The organism is Streptomyces sp. NPDC060198, from assembly GCF_042728415.1.
Classification (GTDB): Bacteria; Actinomycetota; Actinomycetes; order Streptomycetales; family Streptomycetaceae; genus Streptomyces.
Map to the genome: position 1 here is coordinate 1 of NZ_JBHWZJ010000088.1, position 22922 is coordinate 22922.

Here is a 22922-nt window from a genome sequence, read left to right on the forward strand (position 1 = left end):
CGCCACCCGGACGGGTGGCGGGCGCCGGGAGCGAGGGCTACCAGCGGTCCCGGTGCACGACCTCGGCGACCGGGCGGCGCCGCACGGGGCCGAAGTTCCCCTTCGGCCACCCCACCGGGACGGCGGCGAAGGTCCGCATCTCCTCGGGGATGCCGAGCGCCTCCTTCCACTCCTCCTCCAGCATCAGGTGCCAGATGGTGACATTGGCCGCGAGACCCAGGCCCCGTGCCGCCAGCAGCAGGTTCTGTACCCCCGGATAGACGCAGGAGCCCTCCGCCAGGGCCTGGAAGCGGTCCTGCGTGGTCATCAGGCGCTCGGTCGCCACCGGCCCCAGCGCCACGGCGGAGGCGATCAGGCCCTCCTCGTCCAGGCGGGGCTCGGGGAACCGGTAACACGGCACGATCAGCGCGGGCGTGTCGGCGAAATGGTCGCGCTGGTACTCGATGGCCGCGACCATCCGGGCGTACGCCGCCTCGTCCATGCCCTTCGGGGCGTACTTCCCGGTCGTCGCCAGATAGGCGTCCACGCACCGCTTCCACAGCGGAGCCAGATCCGCCATCACCTGCCGGTCGGTGACGACGACGTACTCGTAAGCCTGCATGTTGCCCCCGCTGGGGCCCCACACGGCGGCCTGCACGAGTCGCTCCAGCGTCTCCCAGGACACCGGCTCCGGCGAAAGCCGACGCATGGCGCGCATGGTGGACATGGTGGCGAAGAGGGTGGGGTCTTCGGTTGCCGGGACTTCCCGGGGCAGCGATTCCGTTGTCATGATCGCGGAGTGTACGGGTCCATATGGGGGAACGTGCGGGGGTGTTGGACCTCCGTCGGAGAGTCGCCCGGCAAGGACGGCGGTCGGGCGTCACCATCGAGCCGGCACCCGGGGATTCGTACACCTGCCCAGACCCCCACCGCACGGGGGAACATGGGGCCGATCATGCTCCGCGAGGGCGTATAAAGGCCCTTCGGAGCAGCCGGCGTCCCCCGATGGCCCACCTCATCCCCCACGCGGCAGGCGTCACCGCGTCACCGAGCGGAGGAGCGCGCCATGAGCACCTCGGAACACATCACCGACCTGCTGGTGTCGAACTTCGGTACCGACCCCGAGTCGATCGGGGACGATGTGCCGCTCCGTCGGCTACGTCTGGACTCCCTTGCCCTGGAGGAGCTGAGGCTGCTCATCGAGGACCGGATGGACGTCGACCTGGAGGACGTCGAGATCACCTCCCGCGACACCGTCGGAAGGCTCGTCTCCGCCGTGCACGACAAGGTCACCGCGTGACGGGCCGGCCGGCCCCCGGTCCGTGGCCGCGTCCCCGCCCGGAGCCGTTCCATGCCGCCGTGACCGGCATCGGCCTGATCACCGCCGCCGGGGTGGGCACCGACGCCTCGTGGCGCGGAGTCCGAGGCGAGGGCGGCGGGCCATCGGTGCCCCACCGCAGCGAACTCGAGGGCCTTCCCTGCGACTTCTTCTACACCGTCACCGGCCTGGACACCCGGGCCGAACTCGGCATCGCCGCCCAGCGGCTGATGGACCGGTTCTCCCAACTCGCCGTCATCGCGGCCCGCGAGGCCGTCGCGGACGCGGGCCTCGACCCCTCGGTCTGGGACAGTGCCCGGGTCGGCGTCGTGATCGGCTCGGCCCACGGCGGACTCCCGTTCTACGACGAACAGCACACCGCCCTCGGCGAGCGCGGGGCACGCCGGGTCTCGCCGAAGCTCGCCCCCCTCGTCGTCGTCAACGGCGCTGCCAGCAGCGTCACCCTGGACCTCACCGTCCACGGCCCCAGCCTCGCCGTCTCCACCGCCTGCTCCTCCGGCACCGTCGCCATCGGCACGGCACACCAGTTGCTGCGCACCGGGGCCTGCGACATCGTGATCGCGGGCGGCGCCGAGTCGGTCTGCTCCCGGCTGCTGATCGCCAGCGCCTGCCAGATGAAGGCGGTCTCCACCCGACGGGACGACCCGGCCTCCGCCTGCCGCCCCTTCGACGTCCACCGGGACGGTTTCGTCGTCGGCGAGGGCGCCGGACTGCTGGTCATGGAACACCCCGACCACGCCCGCGCCCGGGGTGCCCTCGTCCGGGCCCACGTCAGCGGCTACGGCGCCGCGAGCGATGCCTTCTCCACCGTCGCCCCCGAACCCGACGGCCTGGGCGTCGAACGTGCCCTGCGCACCGCCCTCGCCGACGCGGGGCTCACCGGCCAGGACATCGGTCACGTCAACGCACACGGCACCTCGACGGTCGCCAACGACCTCATCGAAGCGACCATGCTCCATCGGGTCATCGGCGACCAGGCCCTCGTCACCTCGACCAAGGCGATGACCGGCCACACCCTCGGGGCCGCCGGAGGTATCGAGACCGCCCTGACGGTCCTCGCGCTCCAGCACCAACTGATCCCGCCGACCGTCAATCTCGACGCGCCGGACCCCGAGATCCCGGTCGAGGTGGTGAGCAAGGAGGCGAGGCCGCACACCTTCGAGCACGCCGCCAAGACCTCGCTCGGCTTCGGCGGACACAACGCGGCCCTCATTCTCACCCGGGCCTGAGGCAGGAGGAACACGCATCATGGGCGAGGAGATCATCCGGTCGCTGTCGGTGGAGGGGGTGCCCTTCGCCTACCGTCTGCTGAGATGCGACAGCGGTCCCGGCGGCTCGGGGCAGGCGCGTGTACCGGGCCCCGGTTCCGGTCCGGACGCCGCACGGGTCCCGGGCCCGCAGGAGGCGCCCGGGGCCGGTGCGGGCCCGCGTCCCGGCCCCGTCACCGAGCCGGTCGTGGTGCTCGGCGGGGCGCTCCAGGGCATGTACGGATGGCCCCAGATGGACGACCACCTCGGACCGGTCGCCGACGTGGTGACCGCCGACCTCCCCGGCATGGGAAGCGCCGGTGCGCTGCCGCCCGGACCCAGTGCCGTACTGCTGCGTCGGGCGGTCACCCGCATCGTCGACGACCTCGGCGTCCCACGGGTCAACCTCTTCGGCTTCTCGTACGGCACCGCGATCGCCTTCGACTGGGCACGCCACAACCCCGGCAGGGTGGCCCGGATCGCGCTGGGCGGGGTCCCCACGCACATCTCCCGGGCCCAACGCGCCCATTGGCAGCAGGCGGTGGAGCGGATGACCGCAGGCGACGCGGACGGGCTCGCCACCCTCGCGGCCGAGGCCCTGATGTGTACGGACCCCGAACGGTACGTCCACCGGGGCGCGTTGGCCCAGCGCTACGTGCGGCGGTCCTTCCTGCACGCCCTGCGCACCTCGCCGCACGCCGCCGACTCGCTGGTACGGGCCCTGGGCGACCGCCCCGACTTCTCCGGCGGGCTCACCGGGGTGCCGGCGCTGGTCTTCGCCGGCGAGCACGACACGGTCACCTCGCCGGAGCGGCAGCGGGAGTTCGCGGAGAGCGTCGAGGGCAGCCGCTTCCTCACCCTCGCCGACGCCGACCACTGGGTGGTACTCGAACGTGCCGACGACGTGGCCGAGTTGGCGGCCCATTTCTTCACGGACCGCTCACTCCCCGCCGACCGGAGGCCAGGGCCGGTGGCCCGGCAGGCGTACGCCGCACCCGCCCCCCGGGCGGGGGCCTGAGGCGCCGCCGGGCGGCTACGCCGCCGGCTGGGGCTGCTGGGACAGCTGGACCAGCGAGCCGTCGGCAGGGTCCAGGGAGTAGCTGAACACCAGCGGATCGGCTGAGCGATCGGCGAGCGTGTCGAGCTGCTCCAGGAAGCGGGCCAGGGTGATCGGCTGGTCCGTGGCCGAGGAGTTGAAGGGCCCCGCCACCTCGATCCTGGCCGTCTCGGCGATCCGGATGTCGTGCTTGGCGCCGCTCGCCTTCCACAGGGGCACCGAGGAGTCGGAGCAGTCCCAGGCGCCTTCCTCGGCGGAGACGTAGATGATGTCCTGACTGATGCGGTGGCCGAGCAGGCGCAGGGCGGGGCCGGTCGCGACGGCGCATACGTCCGGGTCCTGCGGCGTCGGTGACGGCGACGATGTGGCCGTGTCGTCCTTGCCGGCCGTATCGGCCGGGGCGGCGGGCGCCGGGGCCGTGGTGGAGGGCGTTGGGGCCGCGGACGGCTCGCTCTTCGAGCCGTCGCAACCGGCGAGTGCCAGCAGCAGGGCGATGCCGAGCACCAGCGGCCCGCCCCGGGCGTACCGCAGTCCGCCGTCTCCTGCGCGCCCGCCCGTTCCAGCCGTGTCGATCATGGTTCCCCCCATGGTGAATCCCTCCGCGTGGACGACCTGTTGGTCCTGCGCGGGGCGGGCGGACGATCGCCACCCGCCATCTACTGAGTGCACCGGCGGGGCCGTCCGGTTGCATCCTGGGGGAAACTGGTGCACGCCGTTCCGTCCGGCGCACGGTGTCCCGTCGGTCCGGCGCATGGTGTTCCGTGGTCCGGCGCACGGTGTCCCGTCGGTCCGGCACGGCGGAGGGCCGCCCGCGAGCGGACGGCCCTCCACGGTCGACGGTGCGGGGTCAGTGCCCCTTGCCGCGCCCCTTGCCCTTACCGTGGTTCTTGTCGTCGTGCTTCTTGTCGTCCTTGGATGAACCGCCGAGGTTCACGCGCACGATCTGCGGGTCGTGGTCGCTCGCCTGGTCGGAGAACTCCGCGTTGATGTGCACCACGTCGTAGTCGAGCCGGCGGACGCCGGGGCTCGTCAGGATGTGGTCCAGCGTCTGGGAGTTGCCCTCGTACACGTAGCTGTACTGCTCGTCTCCGGGCAGCGTGGTGATCAGCGGCTTGAGTACCTTGCCGTCGGTCAGCGCGGCCACGGCGGGGGAGAACGCGAAGTCGTTGAGGTCGCCGAGCGTGATGACCTTGGCCGACTTGTCCGCCGCCAGCAGCGACTTGACGAAGGCGTTGACCTCGGCGCCCTGCTGGATGCGCTTGACCTCCGAACTGCGCTCCGGGGACTGGTTCTTGCCGTGCAGGGGCAGGTCGCCGCCCTTGGAGGCGAAGTGGTTGCCGATGACGAAGACGGTCTCGCCGCCGAAGCGGAACTCGCCCACCAGCGGCTTGCGGCTGTCGGCCCACGCGGCGCTCGTCGGGTTGATCCGGCCGGGCGAGGCGGAGAGCTGGACGCCCTTGCGGGTGTCCACCGCGGTGACGGCGGTCGTCGCGTCCCCACCCGGGCGGTCCACGAAGGAGACCCGCTTCGGGTTGAAGAGGAAGACGTTGCGGATGTTGCCGCCGGGCTCGCCGCCGTCCTTGCCGTCCTCGGGGGCGATGTAGCGCCAGGAGTACCGCGGTCCGCCGGCGGCGACGATCGCGTCGGTGAAGCGCTTCAGCGTCGCCTCGGAGCCGACCGTACCGTCACTGGTCGCGCCGTTGTCGTCCTGGATCTCCTCCAGGGAGACCACGTCCGGCGAGGAGAGGTTGACGGCGACGCCCGAGGCGAGGGTGTCGAACTTCGCCTGGTCGTCCAGCGCGTCGAGGTTCTCCACGTTGTACGTGGCGACCGCGAGCTCCTTCTTCTTCTGCTTGCGGGTGACCTCGCGCTTCAGTCCGTTGTCGGTCCGCGTGCCGACCTCGGTGGCCTGGAGGGCGTAACCCCCGAAGGAGACGTAGTCGAGGACGCCCGTCGTGGTGCCGGAGAGCACGTCGCCCACGTTCGCGGCAGGCAGCGGCTTGGCGGTGTCCAGGGACATCACCTCGATGCGCCCGGTGTTCTGGTCGGTGTACGAGGTGTAGATCGTGCCGCCGCGCGCGCTGGGGTTCTCGTTCGGCTTGACCGTCACCCACATCTCGCCGTAGGTGTTCGTCGCGCCGACGACCCGGGTGTCCGCGATCTGGACGCGGACGCCTTCGAGGGACTCGTACAGGTCGAGGGCGTAGGTGTCCGGCTGCAGCGGCAGCGCCTCGATCGAGCCGCCACCCGCGGTGGGCGTGTACGCGGCGGGTACGGAGGAGGCATCGAGCACGACCGGGGCGGGCAGGGCGTTGCCGTGCGACAGCACCGTGGTCTTCGGGGCGGTGATCTCGGTGACCGACTGGGCCCCGGTGCCCGGGTAGTACTCGTCGACCTTGCCGCCGACCAGGACGGAGTCACCGGCGACGACACCGGGGGCGGCCGATCCGGTGTAGACGAAGACGGCCTCGCTGGTGCGGGCGTCCGCGTCCGGGGCGGTGTCCTGGAGCCAGTAGCCTCGCGAGCCGGTCGTACGGATGCCGGTGACGACGCCGGGTACCGCCGTGACGGTCTGGCCGTCGAGCGGCGAGAGGCGGGTGGTGCCCTGGATGTCGTGCACCCGGACGGTGCCGGGCTCGGTGGGCTCGCTCGGCTCCTCGGGGTCGGTGGAGCCACCGCCGGGGGTCTGGCCGGCCGAGTTGACCGGGGTCGGGGCGCCCGCGGTGAGATCGGCCGAGTTGTCGTCGGTGTCGGTCAGCGAGGCGGCACGGGCCACGGAGGCGGTGGCGGACGGTGCGGGGGCCGGGGCGGTCTCGCGGACGACGGCGGAGCCGTACCCGACGAGGTCGACGATCCGGGTGTCGATGGCGCAGTCGGCCGCGGTCTTGCAGGTGAGCGGGGTGGTACCGGAGACCAGAGCGACCGTGCCGCTGCCCGCGGCCATCGCGACGGTGCCGGTGGCGTCGGGGGTGGGCAGCGCGACCGTGCCGCCCGTACCGGCGGACTCGGCCACGAGGTAGCGGCCACCCGGGGCGACGGAGCCGGCCAGGGGGGACACCTGCCAGAGCGAGCCGGCGGACGGGGTGCCGGGCAGGTACTGGACGCTGTAGCCCGAGAGGTCGAACGCCGCACCGCCCGCGTTGCCCAGCTCGATGAAGTCGCGGGTGAGCGTGGCGCCCGAGTTGCCGCCACCGCCGTAGACCTCGGAGATCACGGCGCTCGCGGACGGGGCGGCGAAGGCTGCGGGCAGGGCCGTCACCGACAGCGCGACGGCGACGACACCGGCCAGCGCGGCCGAACGGGCTCTGGATATCTGCACGGGTACTGCCCCCAAAGTGTGTAGTGAGAGCAGAAAGCTATGCGCGTAGAACATGCATGACAAGGCATCAGAGGTTAATTCCCCGCATCGTGTGGGTGAGTTGCCGGTGCGGCGGGTACCCGACGGTGATGTGTTCGAGCACGAAGGAGCGGACGGCGGGGGACACCCGGCGGGTACGGACGGCACGGCCGGGACCGGGTGACGCACCGCGTCCGACGCCGCGCGCTGATCCGCCGAGGACGGCGGGACACCCCGTAGGGTCCGAAGCATGACTCCGAGCGCGGCGCGTCCCGGTCCGCAGGGGCGCGGTACACCCCCCGGTTCCCCCTCCGGCTCCCGCGGCTCCGGGCAGGAGGAACCCGACCCCCACCGGTGGCGGGCCCTCGCGGTCTGCCTGGTGGCCGGGTTCATGACCCTGCTGGACGTGTCGATCGTCAACGTGGCGCTGCCCTCCATCAAGGAAGGCCTGCACACCCCCGAATCGGACCTCCAGTGGGTGCTCTCCGGCTACGCCCTGGCCTTCGGGCTCTTCCTGATCCCGGCCGGGCGGCTCGGCGACGCACGGGGACGGCGCCCGGTGTTCATGGTGGGGCTCGCCCTCTTCACGCTCGCCTCCGCCGCCTGCGGCGCCGCCCAGTCCAGCCTCTGGCTGGTGGTCGCCCGACTGGTCCAGGGGCTCGCGGGCGGCCTGCTCTCGCCGCAGATCTCCGCCCTGATCCAGCAGATGTTCTCCGGGCGCGAACGCGGCCGGGCCTTCGGGATGTTCGGTACGGTCGTCGGCATCTCCACCGCCGTGGGACCGCTGCTCGGCGGGCTGCTGATCCAGCTGGCCGGTGCCGAGGAAGGCTGGCGCTGGGTCTTCTACGTCAACCTTCCTCTCGGCGTCGTCTGCCTCCTGCTGGCTCGCAAGCTGCTGCCCGACACCCCGTCGGCGGGCCATGTCCGCGCCCGCGACCTGGACCCGTTCGGCGTGCTGCTGCTCGGTGCGGGCGTGCTCTGCCTGCTGCTGCCGTTCGTCCAGTCCCAGCAGTGGCACGGCGACGGGAAATGGCTTCTGCTCCTCGTCGCCGCGGCGCTGCTCGCCGCCTTCGTCGCCTGGGAGGCGCGCTGTGCGGGCGGGGGTACGCAGCCGGTGCTGGACCTGTCGCTCTTCCGGCTGCGCTCGTACTGGCTGGGCTGTCTGCTGATCCTGCTGTACTTCGCCGGGTTCACCTCGATCTTCTTCGTCACCACGCTCTACCTCCAGTCCGGTCTCGGCTACAGCGCCCTCCAGGCGGGCCTGGCCATCTCCCCGTTCGCGGTCGGCTCGGGGCTCTCGGCCATGATCGGCGGCCGGCTGGTGGGGCGGTTCGGACGGCCCCTGGTCGTCGTGGGGCTGGCCATGGTGGCGGTCGGTCTGGCCGGCACGGCCCTCGCCGTGCACCAGGTACCGGGGCACAACGCGGGATGGGCGATGGCCGCCCCCCTGCTGTTCGGCGGCATCGGCAGCGGGCTGGTCATCGCCCCCAACCAGACGCTCACCCTTTCCGACGTACCGGTGGCCCACGCGGGGAGCGCGGGCGGCACCCTGCAGACCGGTCAGCGCGTCGGCTCCGCGATCGGCATCGCCGCGGTCGGGTCCGTCTTCTTCGCCCAGGTCACCGACGACGGGTGGGCCACGGCGTACGACCACGGCCTCATCGTCTCGGTCGCCTTCGTCTTCGCCGGACTCGTCGCCGCGATCGCCGACGTGGTGGCCGGGCACCGGCACGGCAGGCGTACGGGCAAAGGGGCAGGGGCGACCGGCGGGGCGTGACGGGCGGTACGTGTCCGGCGGGGCGTGACGGGCGGTGCGTGTCCGGCGGGGCGTGGCGGGCGGGGCGTGACCGACGCCCGGCCGGGCCGGTGGGCGGGACCGGGGTCCGGTGGGGAACCGTCTACTTCACGCGGCGCGGGGGCAGGGGGTTCCCGGAGGCGAGGGGCGACCGCGACAGCTCCAGGCAGCCCGCGCCGATCAGGGCGACCGCCACCAGCTCCGGCAGCAGCCACCAACCGGTGCGCAGCGTCTCGCCGAAGAGCGTCACCCCGTACAGGATGCTGATCAGCGCGTCGCCGAGCGTCAGCATCGGCTGGACCGCCACCAGCGTGCCTGCCTGAAGGGCGTTCTGGAGCAGGTACAGCGCTCCGACCCCCGCCGCCGCCGTGGCGTAGAGCTGCCAGGCGGCGAGCAGTTGGGTCACCCCGCCGGATCCGTCGAGGCGGCCCATGGCGTCCTTCATCAGAGCCGCCGTCAGCGCGTACCCGCAGGCGGCGGCGAGCCCGAGCAGCGCCGCACGGACGTTGCGCCGGGAGGCCAGAGCCGCCACGATCAGAGCCGCCTCGAAGATCCCGGTGACCAGGAGCGCCACGACCCAGGCGGTGCCCCGTACGGTGTCGTGACCCCCGCCCGGGGCCGCCGACGCCATGCCCAGGGCCAGGCCGGCCGTCACGGCCGCGACGCCGTACCAGACCTGACGCGGCACCTGGACGCGCATGACGAACCCGGCCAGCAGCAGGGTCGAGGGGAGCTCGATCACGAAGATCGGCTGCACCACCGCGATCGGCCCGGTCGCGAGCGCCACGGCCTGGCAGACGGCGGCGACGATCACCAGCGCGATCCCGCCGAGCCACACCTTCTGGCGCAGCAGATGGCCGAAGAGGGAGAGCCGCATCGCTGCGGAGTCCGGCACGTTGACGGCCGCCCGCCGCTGGAGGACCGAGGCGGCGCCGTTGCTGAGCGCGGTCAGGACGGCGAACAGGACGCTGATCACCGGTCCATCATGCGGGCGAGAGGGCCCCCGGCCCGGTCACACGGGCTGCCCGAGTGTGTCGGCGGCTCCGGTGACCCCCGGCCGGTCCATCTCCGGGAGCGGGCCGCCCCGGAACGGCAGCCCCGGCCACCGGACTACGTACCGAGGTACTCATGTCTGATGTCGGCCGGTGTGATGAAGAGTTGGCCGTCGCGGACCTGCCACTCGGTTGTCCCGTCGGTCTCGTGGCCCGCGATGAACAATCCCCGGACGAGGTCCAGGTCGCCGTCGGAAGGGGGGATCCGGGCGATCTCCCTGAGCTGGTCGGTGAACCACCCCAGGGACGACTCGCGGATGTCGGCGCCGTAGAAGACGTAGTGGATCCAGTTGACGTGCCGACGGGGTGTGCCCCATCCGTCGGTGTAGTGGCCGTCCTCGTACGCGGAGATGATCTCCTGGATCGCGACGAGTTGTCTCTCGTCGCACTGCAGCCACCCTCTGATCGACACATAGGCGCCCATGGGCGTCTCCTCTCCCTCGTCGCCCATTCTGACGTGACAGTTTCCGGCTGGACCGTGTCGTCGAAGGGCCGGCCGCATGGGCCCCGCCCGGGCCGTCCCTCCTCCGCCCGCACGGCGGAACATCGGGTCGGCGACCCTCCTCGCGGACCGGAACCGTCCGCGAGTCCGCGTACCGTGCCGGACATGGCCGCCCAGAAGAACCCTCCCGGACCCCGCCCCGCCCCCGGGCCGGTGCGCCCGGCCGTGCTCTCCGCCCGCGCGCTGAACCGGGCCACGCTCCACCGCCAACTCCTGCTCGAACGCTCGGAGATGTCCCCGAGGGACGCCGTCGCCCATCTCGTCGGACTCCAGGCGCAGAACACCCGGCCGCCCTACTTCCAGCTCTTCTCACGCCTCACCGAATTCGACCCCGCCGACCTCTCCGCGCTGATGGAGTCGCGCGAGGTCGTACGCATCGTCACCCTGCGCTCCACGATCCACACCCACACCGCCGACGACGCCCTCACCATCCGCCCGCTCGTCCAGCCGGCCCGCGACCGCGAACTGAAACTCTTCCGCCGGGGGCTCGCCGGGGTGGACCTCGACCGGCTCAAGGACATCAGCCGGGCACTCGTCGAGGAGCGCCCCCGCACGGTGAAGGAGCTGCGCACGGCACTGCTCTCCGAATGGCCGGACGCCGACCCGCTCGCCCTCACGGTGGCGGCTCGCTGCGCGCTCCCGCTGGCGCAGACCACGCCCCGGGGTCTCTGGGGCCGGAGCGGGCAGGTCACGCTCACCACCCTGGAGCACTGGCTCGGCCACCCGGCACCGGACCTCCTGGCCCCCGACACCCTGGTACTGCGCTACCTCGGCGCCTTCGGCCCCGCTTCCGTGAAGGACCTGCAGAGCTGGGCCGGCCTCACCCGGATGCGCGAGGTCTTCGACCGGCTGCGGCCCCGGTTGCTCACCTTCCGCGACGAGAACGGCGTCGAACTCTTCGACCTGCCCGATGCCCCGCGCCCCGACCCGGACGTCCCCGCCCCGCCGCGCTTCCTGCCCGAGTTCGACAACGTCCTCCTCGGCCACGCCGACCGCACCCGGGTCGTTCCCGCCGAGTTCAACGGGCGCAACGGCAAGGGGAACCAGGCGTACGGAACCGTGCTCGTCGACGGATTCCTCGCCGCGATCTGGCGCCTCGACCGTACGGGCGACACCGCGACCGCCACGGTGCAGCCGCTGGGCCGGCTCGACCGCGCGGACCGGGAAGCCGTCGCCGAGGAGGCCGTACGCCTGCTCACCGTGATGACGGACGCGGGCGCGCACGACGTCCGCTTCGGAGATTTCGTGGACTTCGGGGACCGTGGGGAGTGACACGGCCGGGAGAACCGGGCGGGCTCCGGGCGGGTGGACCCTGGCCGCGGAAAGCGCCCACCGCGGAGGGTGGTGGGGCGGGAGGGGCTGATTGAATCGGAGGAGGCGACCAGTCCGTACAGAGGAGTAAACATGTCGGCAAGCAGCGCGACCGAGACGTTCCGGGCGGCCCGGGACTTCTTGCTCCAGCACCGTGAGGACTGGGCGACCGCCGCTGCGGGATTCCGGTGGCCCCGGTTCGACCGGTTCAACTGGGCGCTCGACTGGTTCGACGTGATCGCCGAGGGCAACGACCGTACCGCCCTGCACATCGTGGAGGAGGACGGCCACCGCAGCGAGACCTCCTTCGCCCGGATGTCGGCCCGCTCCAACCGGGCGGCCAACTGGCTCGCCGCCCAGGGAGTGCGCGAGGGCGACCGCATCCTCGTCATGCTGGGCAACCAGGTCGAGTTGTGGGAGACCGCACTCGCCGCGATGAAGCTGCGCGCCGTGGTCATCCCCGCCACCCCGCTGCTCGGACCGCTCGACCTGCGCGACCGGGTCGAGCGGGGCCGGGTCGCCCACGTGATCGTGCGCGCGGAGGACACCGCCAAGTTCGACGACGTGCCCGGCTCCTACACGCGCATGGTGGTGGGCGAGGCCGGCGACGGCGAGGGCCCGGACGGCTGGCTCTCCTACGCGGGCGCGGACGAGCACTCCGAGGTGTACGTCCCGGGCGGGGAGACGGCCGCCGACGAACCGCTGATGCTGTACTTCACCTCCGGCACGACCGCCAGCCCCAAGCTGGTGGAGCACACCCATGTGTCCTACCCCGTGGGTCACTTGGCGACGATGTACTGGATCGGGCTGCAGCCCGGAGACGTCCACCTGAACATCTCCTCGCCGGGGTGGGCCAAGCACGCCTGGTCCAATCTGTTCGCCCCCTGGAACGCCGAGGCGACCGTCTTCATCTTCAACTACCAGCGCTTCGACGCGGGTCGACTGATGGCGGAGATGGACCGTTCGGGCATCACCAGCTTCTGCGCGCCGCCGACCGTCTGGCGGATGCTCATCCAGGCCGATCTCACCCGGCTCGCCAACCCCCCGCGCGAGGTCGTCGCGGCCGGTGAGCCGCTCAATCCCGAGGTCATCGAGACCGTGCGGCGAGCGTGGGGCGTGACCGTTCGGGACGGCTTCGGCCAGACCGAGACCGCCGTCCAGGTCGCCAACTCCCCGGGCCAGCAGGTGAAAGTCGGTTCCATGGGCCGCCCCACCCCCGGCTACACGGTCGAGCTGCTCGACCCGGTCACCGGTGAACCCGGCGCCACTGAGGGGGAGATCTCCCTCGATCTCGCCGACGCCCCCATCGGGCTGATGACCGGCTACCGAGGAGACCCGGAGCGTACGGCCGAGGTGATGGCCGGCGGCTACTACCGCACCGGTGACATCGGCTCGCGCGACGCAGACGGATACATCACCTACATCGGCCGCGCCGACGACGTCTTCAAGTCCTCCGACTACAAGATCTCGCCCTTCGAACTGGAGAGCGCCCTGCTGGAGCACGAGGCGGTCGCTGAGGCGGCGGTCGTGCCCGCACCCGATCCGGTACGGCTCTCGGTGCCGAAGGCGTACGTCGTGCTCGCCGAGGGCTGGGAGCCCGGTCCGGACACCGCGAAGGTGCTCTTCGAGCACTCCAGGGCCGTCCTCGCCCCGTACAAGCGGCTGCGCAGGCTGGAGTTCGCGGAGCTGCCCAAGACCATCTCGGGCAAGATCCGCCGGGTCGAACTGCGCGAGCGCACCGCACGCTCGACCGGTACGGAGTACACCGAAGGGGATCTGCGGTGAGCGAACCGTCGTAGCGCACGGCACCGGGCGCCGACGGGCACGGGGCGCCGACTGGCACGGGGGCCCGGCGGTGATGCACGAGGCGCTCGGGCGGGCGTTCGCATCCGCGTCCGCACCACCGGGGCCTCTCGCGGACTCAGGCGGCCTCGACTATTTCCGTCCCGGGCCCCCGGGTCGCCGCCGCCCATTCGATGAGCAGGACCTCATACGCCTCCGAGGACCAGTCCCGTCCGGCGCGGGAGTCCACGAGGGCCCGGATGGCCTCGTTGGTCTCGACGGCGGACGGGCCCGTCGAGCCGGTGGGCCGAGAGAGGCGGGTGGAGGAGTGACGAGGAGTCAGAGCCATTCTTGAAGGCTAGCGTTCGCCACTGACAACGCCGGTCCGGGGGGCAACGTCGGTCCGGGAGACCAGGCCCGATGTCCGGTCGCCGCCCAGCGCGACGGGCCGGGGCAGCACGATCCGGGCGGGCTCGCGGCGCATGCAGACGCGGGGCCGCCGGTCCAGGCCGTTGCCCACCTCTTCGGCCCTGATCCGCCGCAGCCCTTCGGTGAGTTGGTCCTCACGCAGCACGGTGAACCCGATGCGCGCGTAGTACGGGGCGTTCCACGGGACGTCGGAGAAGGTCGTCAGGGTGAGAGCGCGGAGACCCTGGCCCTCCGCCCACGCGGCGACATGGTCGATGAGGGCCCGGCCGATGCCGAGCCGGGCCGCCGAGGGGTGGACCGAGACCTGTTCGATGTGGGCGGCACCGTCCACGGGGTCCGCGATGAGATAGCCGACGGGACTGTCGTCCGCGGGGGCGCCGGAACGGGTGGCCACCCAGCAGCGTCCGGCGGCCCGGTAACTCTCCAGCAGTTCGAGGGGCGGCGGTTCGTCGTCGGCGACGTCTGCCATCCCGAGGGCTCTGAACGGTTCCCCTGCGGCGCGCTCGATGTCCTGGAGCCGGCGGAGATCGGAGCGTCTGGCGGAGCGGATACGCATACCGCCAGTGTGAACCCTCCTCCACCTGAAGGTGGAGGCTTCTCGCCATGCCGTGTCGACCTTGCGACCGCCCGTCCTGTGCCGTCCCGTGCCGTCCCGTCGTGGGTTCTGTACGCCCACTGCTACGCCCCCGCGCTCAGCAGTTCCTCGGCGGCGCCGTTGACCGGTTGCGGGGTACCGGTCAGGTCCATGGCGAACAGCGGCATCGACACCAGGTCCGCCCGGCGCGTGGCCGCGTCCTCGTATCCCGCGAGCGAGAAGAAGATCCCGGACACGGACTCGCTCAGCGCGTTCAGCCAGAGGCACTCGATCTCGCGCACCCCGGTCGGGCAGGTCGAGGTCTCGACCTGCGCCAGCGCCCCGTCGGCCCGCAGATCGATCCGCGAGGCAGGGCGTTCGACCGGCTGCACGATCCCCTGGAAGCCGAGCCAGCCGAGGTACAGCCCGGCAGCCGTCACCGCGTCCCGCGCGGTGCGGACAGGTACGGGCCGGAAGGGCGTGCGGGGACGGGACGCCGTGCGGGGGAGCGGGATGTGCGTGGGAGGACCGGCGCCCGCCGCAGGTCCTGCGACGGTCAGCGGTGCCGTCCCGGTGGCGGCTCCCGGCTCCGTTCCGGGCCCGGGACAGGTCCTCGGCTCCGGCTCACCGGCCTCGGGACCGGGCTCCGGCTCCGTACCGGTGTCGGCGGGGGTTCCGGTACGGACCGGGACGCGCAGGACCGTGCCGCAGGGGCAGCCCAGCTCCGGCTGCGGCCAGTGGTCGTCGCGCCCGCACGCCTCGCAGCGCGCGGTGACCCAGAAATCCGCCCAGACACGCTGGGTGACTGTGGTCGCGGGCACCCCGAGCGCCGCACGCAGGGCGGTGGGGGCGCCGCAGGGGCAGGAGTAGACGGGGATCACGAACGCGTGGTCGCGCAGACAGAGGGGGCAGCGCACGGGCACGGGCTCCACAGGATCTCCTTCCGCCGGCGCCCGGGTGCGACGCGGCGTTCTGTGGGTGATGGGTGATGGCGTGAGGGGTGAGGGGTGAGGGGTGAGTGAGGTAGGGGGAGCGCGGGTCGCGGGCAGGGAGCGCGGTGCGTGGGGCGGGGGAGCCGCGGCCTCGCCCGCTCCGCCCACCGCCCCTCGTGCGCCTGCGCACATCGTCCTCCAGCGAGGGGTGCCGAGTCAGGCGATCGGTGCTGTTTCCCGATCGATCCGGGCAACCGGGGCAGCCGCCCCGCCGCGTTACAGTCGGGGCCGAGCCGGCCCGCACACCGGCCGGAACTCCCGGGAGGCACCGTGCGTCTGAGGGTGGAATTCACCACCGAACCCTTCGATCTCGACGAGGCCCCCGCGCACGCGGTGGTGGCCCGTGAGGTCATCGACGCCGCGCCGCTGGACGCGGTGGACGTCGGCCCCTTCGGCAACACCGCGGAGGGCGGCGCGGAGGTGGTGCTGGCCGCTGTGGACGCGCTGCTCCGGCGCACCATCGATGCCGGGGCCACCCGGATATCGCTCCAGGTCAACGTGATCGCCGAGGGGGAGCGGTGAGCACCGGACCCGCCCCCGAACACCCCGGCCCGCAGCACCCGCTGGTCGCCGCTGTGAAGCCGCTGGTGGACGCGATGGGCGGCGAACTGCTGGAAGCCGCCCAGGCCCGGCCGGACGACGTGGTGCTCGCCTGGGAGGGCCGGGACGTCCTGGCCGTACGGCTGCCCCAGCTCTCGGAGTCCCTGGACCACATCCTCTCCGCGCTGGAGCGGACGCACGGCGGGCCGCTGGCCGGACTGGACCGCCGGGCGAAGCAGTCCGTGGTCCGCACCCTGGAGGCCCGGGGAGCGTTCGCCGTCCGGCACGGGGTGGAGACGGTGGCGAGCGCCCTCGGGGTCAGCCGTTTCACCGTCTACAACTACCTGAACCGCGAGAAGGGCGACTGAGGGCGGCTCACGAGGTGCCGGGCCGGCCCCGACAGGCCAATTTCAACAAACTGTTGACGAGGCGTCGGGCGGGGGCGTTAGCTGTTCGCAGCCCGCACGACGCCAAGCGACGTGACAGCGACGATCAGCGCGGAGGCTCCGTGACGTCGAGTTCCTCATCGGGCCTGGCCCGGTTCAACGCCCTGGCGCACGACGAAGTCGCCGACGTACTGCACGAGATCTGCTCCAGCGAGGCATGGTCCGCTGCCCTCCTCGCGTTCCACCCCTACGCCACCGCTGCCGCCCTGCTCACCGCGAGCGACGCGGCCACCGCCGCGCTGTCCGGGGAGGACCTCGCCGAGGCCCTGGCCGGCCATCCGCCGATCGGGCGGCCCGAGCCCGGCGATCCCGTGTCCGCGCGGGAACAGCGGGGGATGGCGGACGCGTCCGACGCCCTCAGGGCCGAGATGCTCGAACTGAATCTGGCCTACCAGAAGCGCTTCGGCCACGTCTTCCTGATCTGCGCCACCGGCGCCACCGCCGAGCAGATGCGCGACGCCCTGCGGGCCCGCGCGGCGAACACGCCCGGGCGGGAGAACACGATCGTGCGCACCGAACTGGGCAAGATCAACCGTATCCGGCTGACCCGCCTGCTGACCGAAGGGGAGTGACGGTACTGAGCACCGACACCACCGCCTCGGTGTCCACGCACGTCCTGGACACCAGCATCGGCCGCCCCGCGGCCTCCGTCCCCGTCCGCCTCGCCACCCGCCCCGGCTCCACCGCCGGCTGGGAACCGCTCGGCGGCTCGGTGACCGACGCGGACGGCCGCTGCGCGGACCTGCCCGCCCTGCCCGAGGGCACCGCCCAGGTGCGCCTCGACTTCGACACCGAGGCGTACTTCGCCCGGGAGGCCGACGGGCCGGCCGCTCCGCCCGCCGCCGGCGAAACGTTCTTTCCCGAGGTCGCGATCACCTTCACCGTCCGTCCTGGCGAGCACCACCACGTACCCCTGCTGCTCAGCCCGTTCGGTTACTCCGTCTACCGGGGGAGCTGAGGCCCCCGCGCCGGGCACCGGCCGAGTCGTCGCCGACACGCACCTCCCCGCGGCGGCCCCGTCGTGCCCCTGAAGCGTGTTGCGAAAGTCCCGCCCGTCCGGCGGCATCCCGCTCGCACCACCGCCCCGTACGTACGCCCCCGGGCCCGCACCCCTGACGGCGCCGTTTCCGCTCCCCGCAGAAAGGTCCGGCCCCCATGACCACCTCCGCCCAGCAGCCCCCCGAGGCAGCCGCCCCCCGGTCCCGCACCGTGGTCCTCGGTCAGAACCAGTACGGCAAGGCCGAGAACCGTGTCATCAAGATCGTGCGGGAGGGCGCCACCCACCACATCAAGGACCTGAACGTCTCGGTCTCGCTCTCCGGCGAGCTCGACGAGGTCCACATCTCCGGTGACAACGCCGCGGTGCTGCCGACCGACACCATGAAGAACACGGTGTACGCGTTCGCCAGGCAGCACGGCATCGACTCCGCCGAACAGTTCGGCATCCACCTCGCCCGGCACTTCGTCCTCTCCCAGCCGGCGATCACCCGGGCGCGGGTGCGGATCGAGGAGTACGCCTGGGAGCGCATCGAGGACCCCGCCGCCACCGGCCCGGACCGCCCGCGCCACTCCTTCGTCCGCAAGGGCCAGGAGGTCCGCACCGCGCAGATCGCCTACGACGGCGAGCGCTGGGAGGTGATCTCCGGGGTGCAGGACCTCACCGTGCTGAACTCCACCGCATCCGAGTTCTGGGGCTACGCGAAGGACAGGTACACCACCCTCAAAGAGGCGTACGACCGCATTCTCGCGACCGATGTCTGCGCCCGGTGGCGCTACAACTGGTCCGAGGACTCCGGGAAGATGCCCCGCTGGGACGAATCCTGGCAGCAGGCCCGCGCGCATCTGCTCCGGGCGTTCGCCGAGACGCACTCCCTCTCGCTCCAGCAGACGCTCCACCGGATGGGCGCCCGGGTGATCGAGAACCGCGACGAGATCGACGAGATCCGCTTCTCGCTGCCCAACAAGCACCATTTCCTCGTGGATCTGGAGCCGTTCGGACTCGACAACGCGTCCGAGGACGGTGCCGTCTACCTCGCCGCCGACCGCCCCTACGGACTGATCGAGGCCACGGTGCTGCGCGAAGGCGCCGCGCAGTTGATCCCGGTGGACCTCACCAACCTCTGATCCGGTCCCGCGAACCGCACGCCCGTACGCACCGGCCTCCACCTCTCGGCACCCACAGCAGCCCGGCACTCGTAGAAGGAAGCACGATGACCGATCCGGCAGGGACCCCGCGCCTCGTCATCGAGAACTGCGCGATCGCCACCGTCGACGCGCACGACACCGAGTACGCCGGCGGTCACGTCGTCGTCGCGGGCGACCGCATCGAATCCGTCGGTGCGGGTCGCGCCCCCGAAGGGCTGGTGAACGTGGTCCGTCGCATCGACGGCACCGGGCACCTGGTCACACCCGGGCTCGTCAACACCCACCATCACTTCTACCAGTGGATCACCCGGGGCCTGGCCACCGACCACAACCTCTTCGACTGGCTCGTCGCGCTCTATCCGACCTGGGCACGCATCGACGAACCCATGGTCCGTGCGGCGGCGCAGGGTTCGCTGGCGATGATGGCGCGCGGCGGCGTCACCACCGCGATGGACCACCACTACGTCTTCCCCCGGGGGTCCGGCGACCTGTCCGGGGCGATCGTCGAAGCCGCCCGGGACACGGGCGTACGGTTCACCCTCGCGCGAGGTTCCATGGACCGCGGGGAGAAGGACGGCGGGCTGCCGCCGGACTTCGCGGTGGAGACGCTCGACGGCGCGCTCGAAGCCACCGCCGCCACCGTCGACGCCCACCACGATCCGTCGTTCGGTGCGATGACACAGATCGCCGTCGCGCCCTGTTCGCCCTTCTCCGTGTCCACCGAACTGATGCGACAGGGAGCGGAGTTGGCGCGCTCCATGGGAGTTCGACTGCACACTCACGGCTCGGAGACGGTGGAGGAGGAGCAGTTCTGCAAGGAGTTGTTCGGGATGGGGCCGACCGACTACTTCGAGTCCACCGGCTGGCTCGGCGACGACGTGTGGATGGCCCACTGCGTCCACATGAACGACTCCGACATCGCCGCGTTCGCCCGGACCGGCACGGGCGTCGCGCACTGCCCGTCCTCCAACGCCCGCCTCGCCGCCGGAATCGCCCGGGTGCCGGACATGCTCGCGGCCGGTGTTCCGGTCGGCCTCGGCGTCGACGGAACCGCCTCGAACGAGTCGGGGGAACTCCACACCGAGCTGCGCAACGCCCTGCTCGTCAACCGTCTGGGGCCGCACAGGCACCGGGCTTTGACGGCTCGTCAGGCCCTGCGTCTCGGTACGCACGGCGGGGCCCGGGTGCTGGGTCGCGCCGGACAGATCGGCTCCCTCGAAGCCGGGAAGCTCGCCGACCTGGTGCTCTGGCGGATGGACACCCTCGCCCACGCCTCCATCGCCGACCCGGTCGTGGCCCTCGTCCTCGGTGCGGCCGCCCCCGTCACGCTGTCGCTCGTCGGCGGCCGGCCGGTCGTGGAGAACGGGCGGCTGACGACCGTGGACGAGGACGCCGTCGCCGCCACCACCCGCGAGGAGGCCCGGCGCCTCGCAGGCCTCGTCGCCGGCGCCTGAACTCAGCCGGGGGAGGGCGCCGATCGCTGTCGGCCGACGCGATGTCAGCCGATGTGGTAACTGTCCCCGTACACCTTCCAGTCGAGCGGTGGGTTCAGGCCGAGGTTGCCGTTCCGCAGGAAGACCCGCTGGGCGGTGTCGACCCTGCTGGTGTCGGAGTGGGCCTCCTCCTGCCGCATGGCCCACACCCGCGCGTCGAGGTAGGCGTCGAGGTACACCCTCTCGTCGCCGCCCTTCGACGGTGGCCGGGCCGAGGCGAGAGCCCTCCTGCGGATGGCGCCGAAGCTGGCGCTGTCGTCACCCTCGCCGTGCATGACGAGCGCGTCGTAGTACGCGAACTGGCCCAGTGTGCCGAGGCCGTCGGCCTTCGCCTGCTTCACCGCGGGGTCGAAATACACCCGGTCGCGCTCGTCGTCCTGCACCTGGCGGAAGACCGGGTCGGTCCGCGCGGCCTCCTCCCAGGCAGCGGTGAACCGGGAGCCGAGACCCTCGTGCGAGTCGGTGCCGTCCACTGCGCGCAGCGCGGGGAGGAACGGTGCGAGGAGGTTGTCCGGGGCGCGCTCGGTGTAGAGCTGCACCACCCCCAGCATGTCGCCGGTGCCGGAGCAGAATCCGACGATGCCGCCGGTGTAGCCCCGGCCGTCGCCGATGTCCTCGATGTACTTGTACTGGTCCCGCCACTCCAGCGAGGAGTTCTCCGCGCTGGAGACCAGCTGCATGGCGATCTCCTTCTTCGCCGGATCGTCCAGCCCCGCCGCGGGGGCCGCCTCGACCGGCCGGAAAGCTCTGTGACGCATCGCCACCTCCTGATGCGGAGAGTCTGCCAGGGCGGTGGCCGGGGCGAGGGGGAAGGCGAGGCCGAGGGCGGCGGCGACGGCGACCGCGGGAAGAGCGGCACGGCGGCCGACGCCTGCGGGACGGGTTCGGCCGGCCGGACCGGGGGAGGCGTCGCGACTGCGGAACGCGGCAGCGGCCTGGATGTGAGGCACCTGTCCTCCAGCGAAGGGCACGTTGATCATCTGCTCTGTCGCGAGCTTCCTATCAGGCCTTTCGTCATTCGCCGGCCTCCCGTTCCGGACGGACGGCCGTGTCACCCGCCCGGGTCGGGGCGGCCGGGGCCGGACGGTCTCGGCAGGATCGGGTGACCGGCGAGGAACCGGTGACCGGCGCACGCGCTGGGACGCCGTCCGCGCTGGGCGCCGGTCCGGGCCGCGGCCGGTCGGGATGGCGGCCGGCCGGGATGGCGAGGGAGTGGGTGGCGGGACGGCGGGTGCCCGGTAAGGGCTGTGTCGCCGTCCCCCGCGGGAGCCATGACGGGTGGTTCGACCAGCGGCGAGGAGTACCCGGCCGTCCGGACCTCGTCAGCCGTCGATCCGGAAGCTCTCCCCGTACACCTTCCAGCGCAGCGGGGTCTCCAGCTGGAGCTTTCCCTCGCGGACGAACCGGCGCTGGGCCGTCTCGATCCTGCTGGTGTCGGTGTGCGAGGGCTCCTTGGCGATGGCGGCGACCCGGGCGTCGAGGAAGGCGTTGAGGTACGCCTCCTCGTCACCGCCCTCGGCCGGGGAGTCGGCGGCGGCCAGTGCCTGGCGGCGGATGCTCGAGAACCCGACCGTGCCTTCGGTGTCGCCGGCGCCGTGCATGACGTACGCGTCGTAGTAGATGAACTGGCCCAGAGCGCTGAGACCGTCCTTCTCGGCCCGGTCGACCGCCGGCCTGAAGTAGCCCGCGTCCAGTACCGCGTCCTGTGCCTCGCGGAACGCCGAGTCCTTCGCGGCAGCCGCCCACGCCTCGGTGAACGGTGTACCGAGGCCCGCGTGCGAGGAGGTCCCGTCGACTGCCCGCAGGGCCGGGACGAACCGCGCGAGGTCGTTGCCGGGGCGGGCCTTGGTGTATCGCTCCACCACGTCGAGCATGTCGCCGGTGCCCGAGCAGAACCCGATGATGCCCCCGGTGTAGCCGCGGCCGTCGTGGATGTCCTCGATGTACTCGTACTGGTCCTGCCAGTCCAGGGTGGAGTTCTCCGCGCTGGAGACCAGCTCCATGGCGATCCGCTTCTTCGCCGGGTCGCCGAGTCCCTTCTCGGGCTCGTCGTCCGTGGTGGAACAAGCGGTCAGCAGGGCGGTGGTCAGAAGGGAGACGAAGGCCGTGGCGAGCAGGCGGCGGGCGGCGGGCCGGACGGTACGGTTCACCCCCCAAGCCTGCCAGGCCGGGGTGAGGCGCTCGGCCCCGCCCACCGGCTGTAGCGTCTGGGGTATGGAAGATCAGTCTGTTGTGGATGTGGGCGATGTACGGCTCGCGTACCGGACGTGGGGCGACCCCTTCGGCTCGCCGGTCGTCCTCCTGCACGGTCTCGGCGGTTCGTCCGCCGACTGGGAGGCCACCGGGAGCCTGCTCGGCGCGGAGTGGCGGGTGTACGCCCTCGATCTGCGCGGGCACGGTGAGAGCGACTGGCCGGACGAGTACGCGTTCGAGCAGATGAGGGACGACGTGGTCGGGTTCCTCGACGAGTGCGAGCTCGACCGGGTCGGGCTGGTGGGCCACGGCATGGGCGGCACCGTCGCCCTGCTGCTCGCGGAGGAGCATGCCGACCGGGTGGAACGGCTCGTCCTGGTGGAGACCCCCGCGCCCTTCCCCGGCGACCCGGGGCCGGCGGGTCGGGCCGAGGGGCCCGTCGACTACGACGAGAACGCCGTGCCCGCGGTCCACGCGCAGCTGTCCGAGCCGGACCCGGAGTGGGCGGAGACGCTGGGCGAGATCGTCGCGCCCACGATGATCATCGCCGGAGGTCCCGAGAGCACTCTGCCCCAGGCCCTCCTGCCGGAGGTGGCGTCACGCATCCCCGACTGCCGCCTGGTCACCGTGCCCGGCGGCCACCGGATGCACGAGACCCGCGCCGACCAGGTCGCCCAGCACATCAGCGAGTTCTTCACCAGCTGAGACC

At 72.1% G+C, this 22922-nt stretch carries 23 protein-coding genes; 13 read left to right on the plus strand and 10 right to left on the minus strand.

Translation table 11 applies throughout. The annotated features are described in order from the left end of the window. Nucleotides 1-37: 37 nt before the first annotated feature. Complete coding sequence (locus tag ACFWEP_RS14000; protein WP_387369792.1) at nucleotides 38-769, minus strand: nitroreductase family protein; 732 nt, start codon at nucleotides 767-769, stop codon at nucleotides 38-40. A gap of 276 nt (nucleotides 770-1045) precedes the next feature. Here ACFWEP_RS14000 and ACFWEP_RS14005 point away from each other — a divergent pair, with 276 nt between their 5' ends. Genes ACFWEP_RS14005 through ACFWEP_RS14015 form a run of 3 tightly spaced genes read left to right on the plus strand, consistent with a single transcriptional unit; the run spans nucleotide 1046 to nucleotide 3583 of the window. Beyond that, nucleotides 1046-1279 (plus strand): acyl carrier protein, encoded by a 234-nt coding sequence (locus ACFWEP_RS14005; RefSeq protein WP_358756248.1) that lies wholly within the window; start codon nucleotides 1046-1048, stop codon nucleotides 1277-1279. Continuing rightward, complete coding sequence (locus tag ACFWEP_RS14010) at nucleotides 1276-2547, plus strand: beta-ketoacyl-[acyl-carrier-protein] synthase family protein (RefSeq protein WP_387369794.1); 1272 nt, start codon at nucleotides 1276-1278, stop codon at nucleotides 2545-2547. Before ACFWEP_RS14005 ends, ACFWEP_RS14010 begins: the two co-directional genes overlap by 4 nt. 19 nt (nucleotides 2548-2566) lie before the next feature. After that, nucleotides 2567-3583, plus strand: coding sequence for an alpha/beta fold hydrolase (locus ACFWEP_RS14015; RefSeq protein ID WP_387369796.1), 1017 nt, complete (start codon nucleotides 2567-2569; stop codon nucleotides 3581-3583). A gap of 15 nt (nucleotides 3584-3598) precedes the next feature. On the opposite strand, the gene ACFWEP_RS14020 is transcribed toward ACFWEP_RS14015, so the two are convergent. Continuing rightward, nucleotides 3599-4210 carry a hypothetical protein gene (locus tag ACFWEP_RS14020; RefSeq protein ID WP_387369798.1) on the minus strand — a complete coding sequence of 204 codons (612 nt, stop codon included), beginning with the start codon at nucleotides 4208-4210 and terminating at the stop codon, nucleotides 3599-3601. A 259-nt stretch (nucleotides 4211-4469) separates the two neighbouring features. Next, nucleotides 4470-6941: an endonuclease/exonuclease/phosphatase family protein gene (locus tag ACFWEP_RS14025; RefSeq protein ID WP_387369800.1), complete on the minus strand. Its 2472-nt coding sequence runs from the start codon at nucleotides 6939-6941 to the stop codon at nucleotides 4470-4472. Between the two features lie 268 nt (nucleotides 6942-7209). On the opposite strand from ACFWEP_RS14025, the gene ACFWEP_RS14030 reads away from it, so the two are divergent. After that, nucleotides 7210-8736 (plus strand): MFS transporter, encoded by a 1527-nt coding sequence (locus ACFWEP_RS14030; protein ID WP_387369802.1) that lies wholly within the window; start codon nucleotides 7210-7212, stop codon nucleotides 8734-8736. Between the two features lie 121 nt (nucleotides 8737-8857). Here ACFWEP_RS14030 and ACFWEP_RS14035 read toward each other — a convergent pair whose 3' ends face one another. Together ACFWEP_RS14035 and ACFWEP_RS14040 are read right to left on the minus strand one after the other, a co-directional pair. After that, nucleotides 8858-9730: a DMT family transporter gene (locus tag ACFWEP_RS14035; protein WP_387369804.1), complete on the minus strand. Its 873-nt coding sequence runs from the start codon at nucleotides 9728-9730 to the stop codon at nucleotides 8858-8860. Between the two features lie 134 nt (nucleotides 9731-9864). Beyond that, nucleotides 9865-10230, minus strand: coding sequence for a hypothetical protein (locus tag ACFWEP_RS14040; protein ID WP_387369806.1), 366 nt, complete (start codon nucleotides 10228-10230; stop codon nucleotides 9865-9867). Nucleotides 10231-10413: 183 nt separating this feature from the next. Between ACFWEP_RS14040 and ACFWEP_RS14045 the strand changes: the two genes are divergently transcribed. Both ACFWEP_RS14045 and ACFWEP_RS14050 read left to right on the plus strand, forming a co-directional pair. Then, nucleotides 10414-11580, plus strand: coding sequence for a winged helix DNA-binding domain-containing protein (locus tag ACFWEP_RS14045; RefSeq protein WP_387369808.1), 1167 nt, complete (start codon nucleotides 10414-10416; stop codon nucleotides 11578-11580). A 132-nt stretch (nucleotides 11581-11712) separates the two neighbouring features. Beyond that, nucleotides 11713-13404: an AMP-binding protein gene (locus ACFWEP_RS14050; RefSeq protein ID WP_387369810.1), complete on the plus strand. Its 1692-nt coding sequence runs from the start codon at nucleotides 11713-11715 to the stop codon at nucleotides 13402-13404. A 136-nt stretch (nucleotides 13405-13540) separates the two neighbouring features. Here ACFWEP_RS14050 and ACFWEP_RS14055 read toward each other — a convergent pair whose 3' ends face one another. The 3 genes from ACFWEP_RS14055 to ACFWEP_RS14065 form a co-directional block, all read right to left on the minus strand. Next, nucleotides 13541-13750 carry a hypothetical protein gene (locus ACFWEP_RS14055; protein WP_387369812.1) on the minus strand — a complete coding sequence of 70 codons (210 nt, stop codon included), beginning with the start codon at nucleotides 13748-13750 and terminating at the stop codon, nucleotides 13541-13543. 9 nt (nucleotides 13751-13759) lie between these two features. Then, a complete protein-coding gene (locus ACFWEP_RS14060) occupies nucleotides 13760-14386 on the minus strand; it encodes a GNAT family N-acetyltransferase (protein ID WP_387369814.1) in 627 nt (208 codons plus the stop codon). Between the two features lie 122 nt (nucleotides 14387-14508). Then, nucleotides 14509-15336, minus strand: coding sequence for a hypothetical protein (locus ACFWEP_RS14065; RefSeq protein ID WP_387369817.1), 828 nt, complete (start codon nucleotides 15334-15336; stop codon nucleotides 14509-14511). A gap of 330 nt (nucleotides 15337-15666) precedes the next feature. Here ACFWEP_RS14065 and ACFWEP_RS14070 point away from each other — a divergent pair, with 330 nt between their 5' ends. From ACFWEP_RS14070 to ACFWEP_RS14095, 6 genes are all read left to right on the plus strand, one after another. After that, nucleotides 15667-15918, plus strand: coding sequence for a hypothetical protein (locus tag ACFWEP_RS14070; protein WP_387369819.1), 252 nt, complete (start codon nucleotides 15667-15669; stop codon nucleotides 15916-15918). A gap of 74 nt (nucleotides 15919-15992) precedes the next feature. Continuing rightward, nucleotides 15993-16304, plus strand: a complete 312-nt coding sequence (locus tag ACFWEP_RS14075; protein ID WP_387369833.1) for a helix-turn-helix domain-containing protein — start codon at nucleotides 15993-15995, stop codon at nucleotides 16302-16304. 140 nt (nucleotides 16305-16444) lie between these two features. Beyond that, entirely contained in the window at nucleotides 16445-16954 is a 510-nt protein-coding gene (gene uraD, locus ACFWEP_RS14080; RefSeq protein WP_387369821.1) for a 2-oxo-4-hydroxy-4-carboxy-5-ureidoimidazoline decarboxylase, read from the plus strand. Nucleotides 16955-16959: 5 nt separating this feature from the next. After that, a complete protein-coding gene (gene uraH, locus ACFWEP_RS14085) occupies nucleotides 16960-17340 on the plus strand; it encodes a hydroxyisourate hydrolase (protein WP_387369835.1) in 381 nt (126 codons plus the stop codon). Between the two features lie 197 nt (nucleotides 17341-17537). Further along, nucleotides 17538-18506 carry a factor-independent urate hydroxylase gene (gene pucL / locus ACFWEP_RS14090; RefSeq protein WP_387369823.1) on the plus strand — a complete coding sequence of 323 codons (969 nt, stop codon included), beginning with the start codon at nucleotides 17538-17540 and terminating at the stop codon, nucleotides 18504-18506. A gap of 86 nt (nucleotides 18507-18592) precedes the next feature. Further along, on the plus strand, nucleotides 18593-19981 hold the full coding sequence (locus ACFWEP_RS14095) for an 8-oxoguanine deaminase (RefSeq protein ID WP_387369825.1): 1389 nt from the start codon (nucleotides 18593-18595) through the stop codon (nucleotides 19979-19981). A gap of 44 nt (nucleotides 19982-20025) precedes the next feature. Here the strand turns inward: ACFWEP_RS14095 and ACFWEP_RS14100 are convergent, their stop codons facing one another. Both ACFWEP_RS14100 and ACFWEP_RS14105 read right to left on the minus strand, forming a co-directional pair. Beyond that, nucleotides 20026-20970: a chitosanase gene (locus tag ACFWEP_RS14100; RefSeq protein WP_387369827.1), complete on the minus strand. Its 945-nt coding sequence runs from the start codon at nucleotides 20968-20970 to the stop codon at nucleotides 20026-20028. Between the two features lie 372 nt (nucleotides 20971-21342). After that, nucleotides 21343-22170 (minus strand): chitosanase, encoded by an 828-nt coding sequence (locus ACFWEP_RS14105; protein ID WP_387369829.1) that lies wholly within the window; start codon nucleotides 22168-22170, stop codon nucleotides 21343-21345. Between the two features lie 64 nt (nucleotides 22171-22234). Between ACFWEP_RS14105 and ACFWEP_RS14110 the strand changes: the two genes are divergently transcribed. Beyond that, nucleotides 22235-22918, plus strand: coding sequence for an alpha/beta fold hydrolase (locus ACFWEP_RS14110; protein ID WP_387369831.1), 684 nt, complete (start codon nucleotides 22235-22237; stop codon nucleotides 22916-22918). Nucleotides 22919-22922 lie beyond the last annotated feature (4 nt).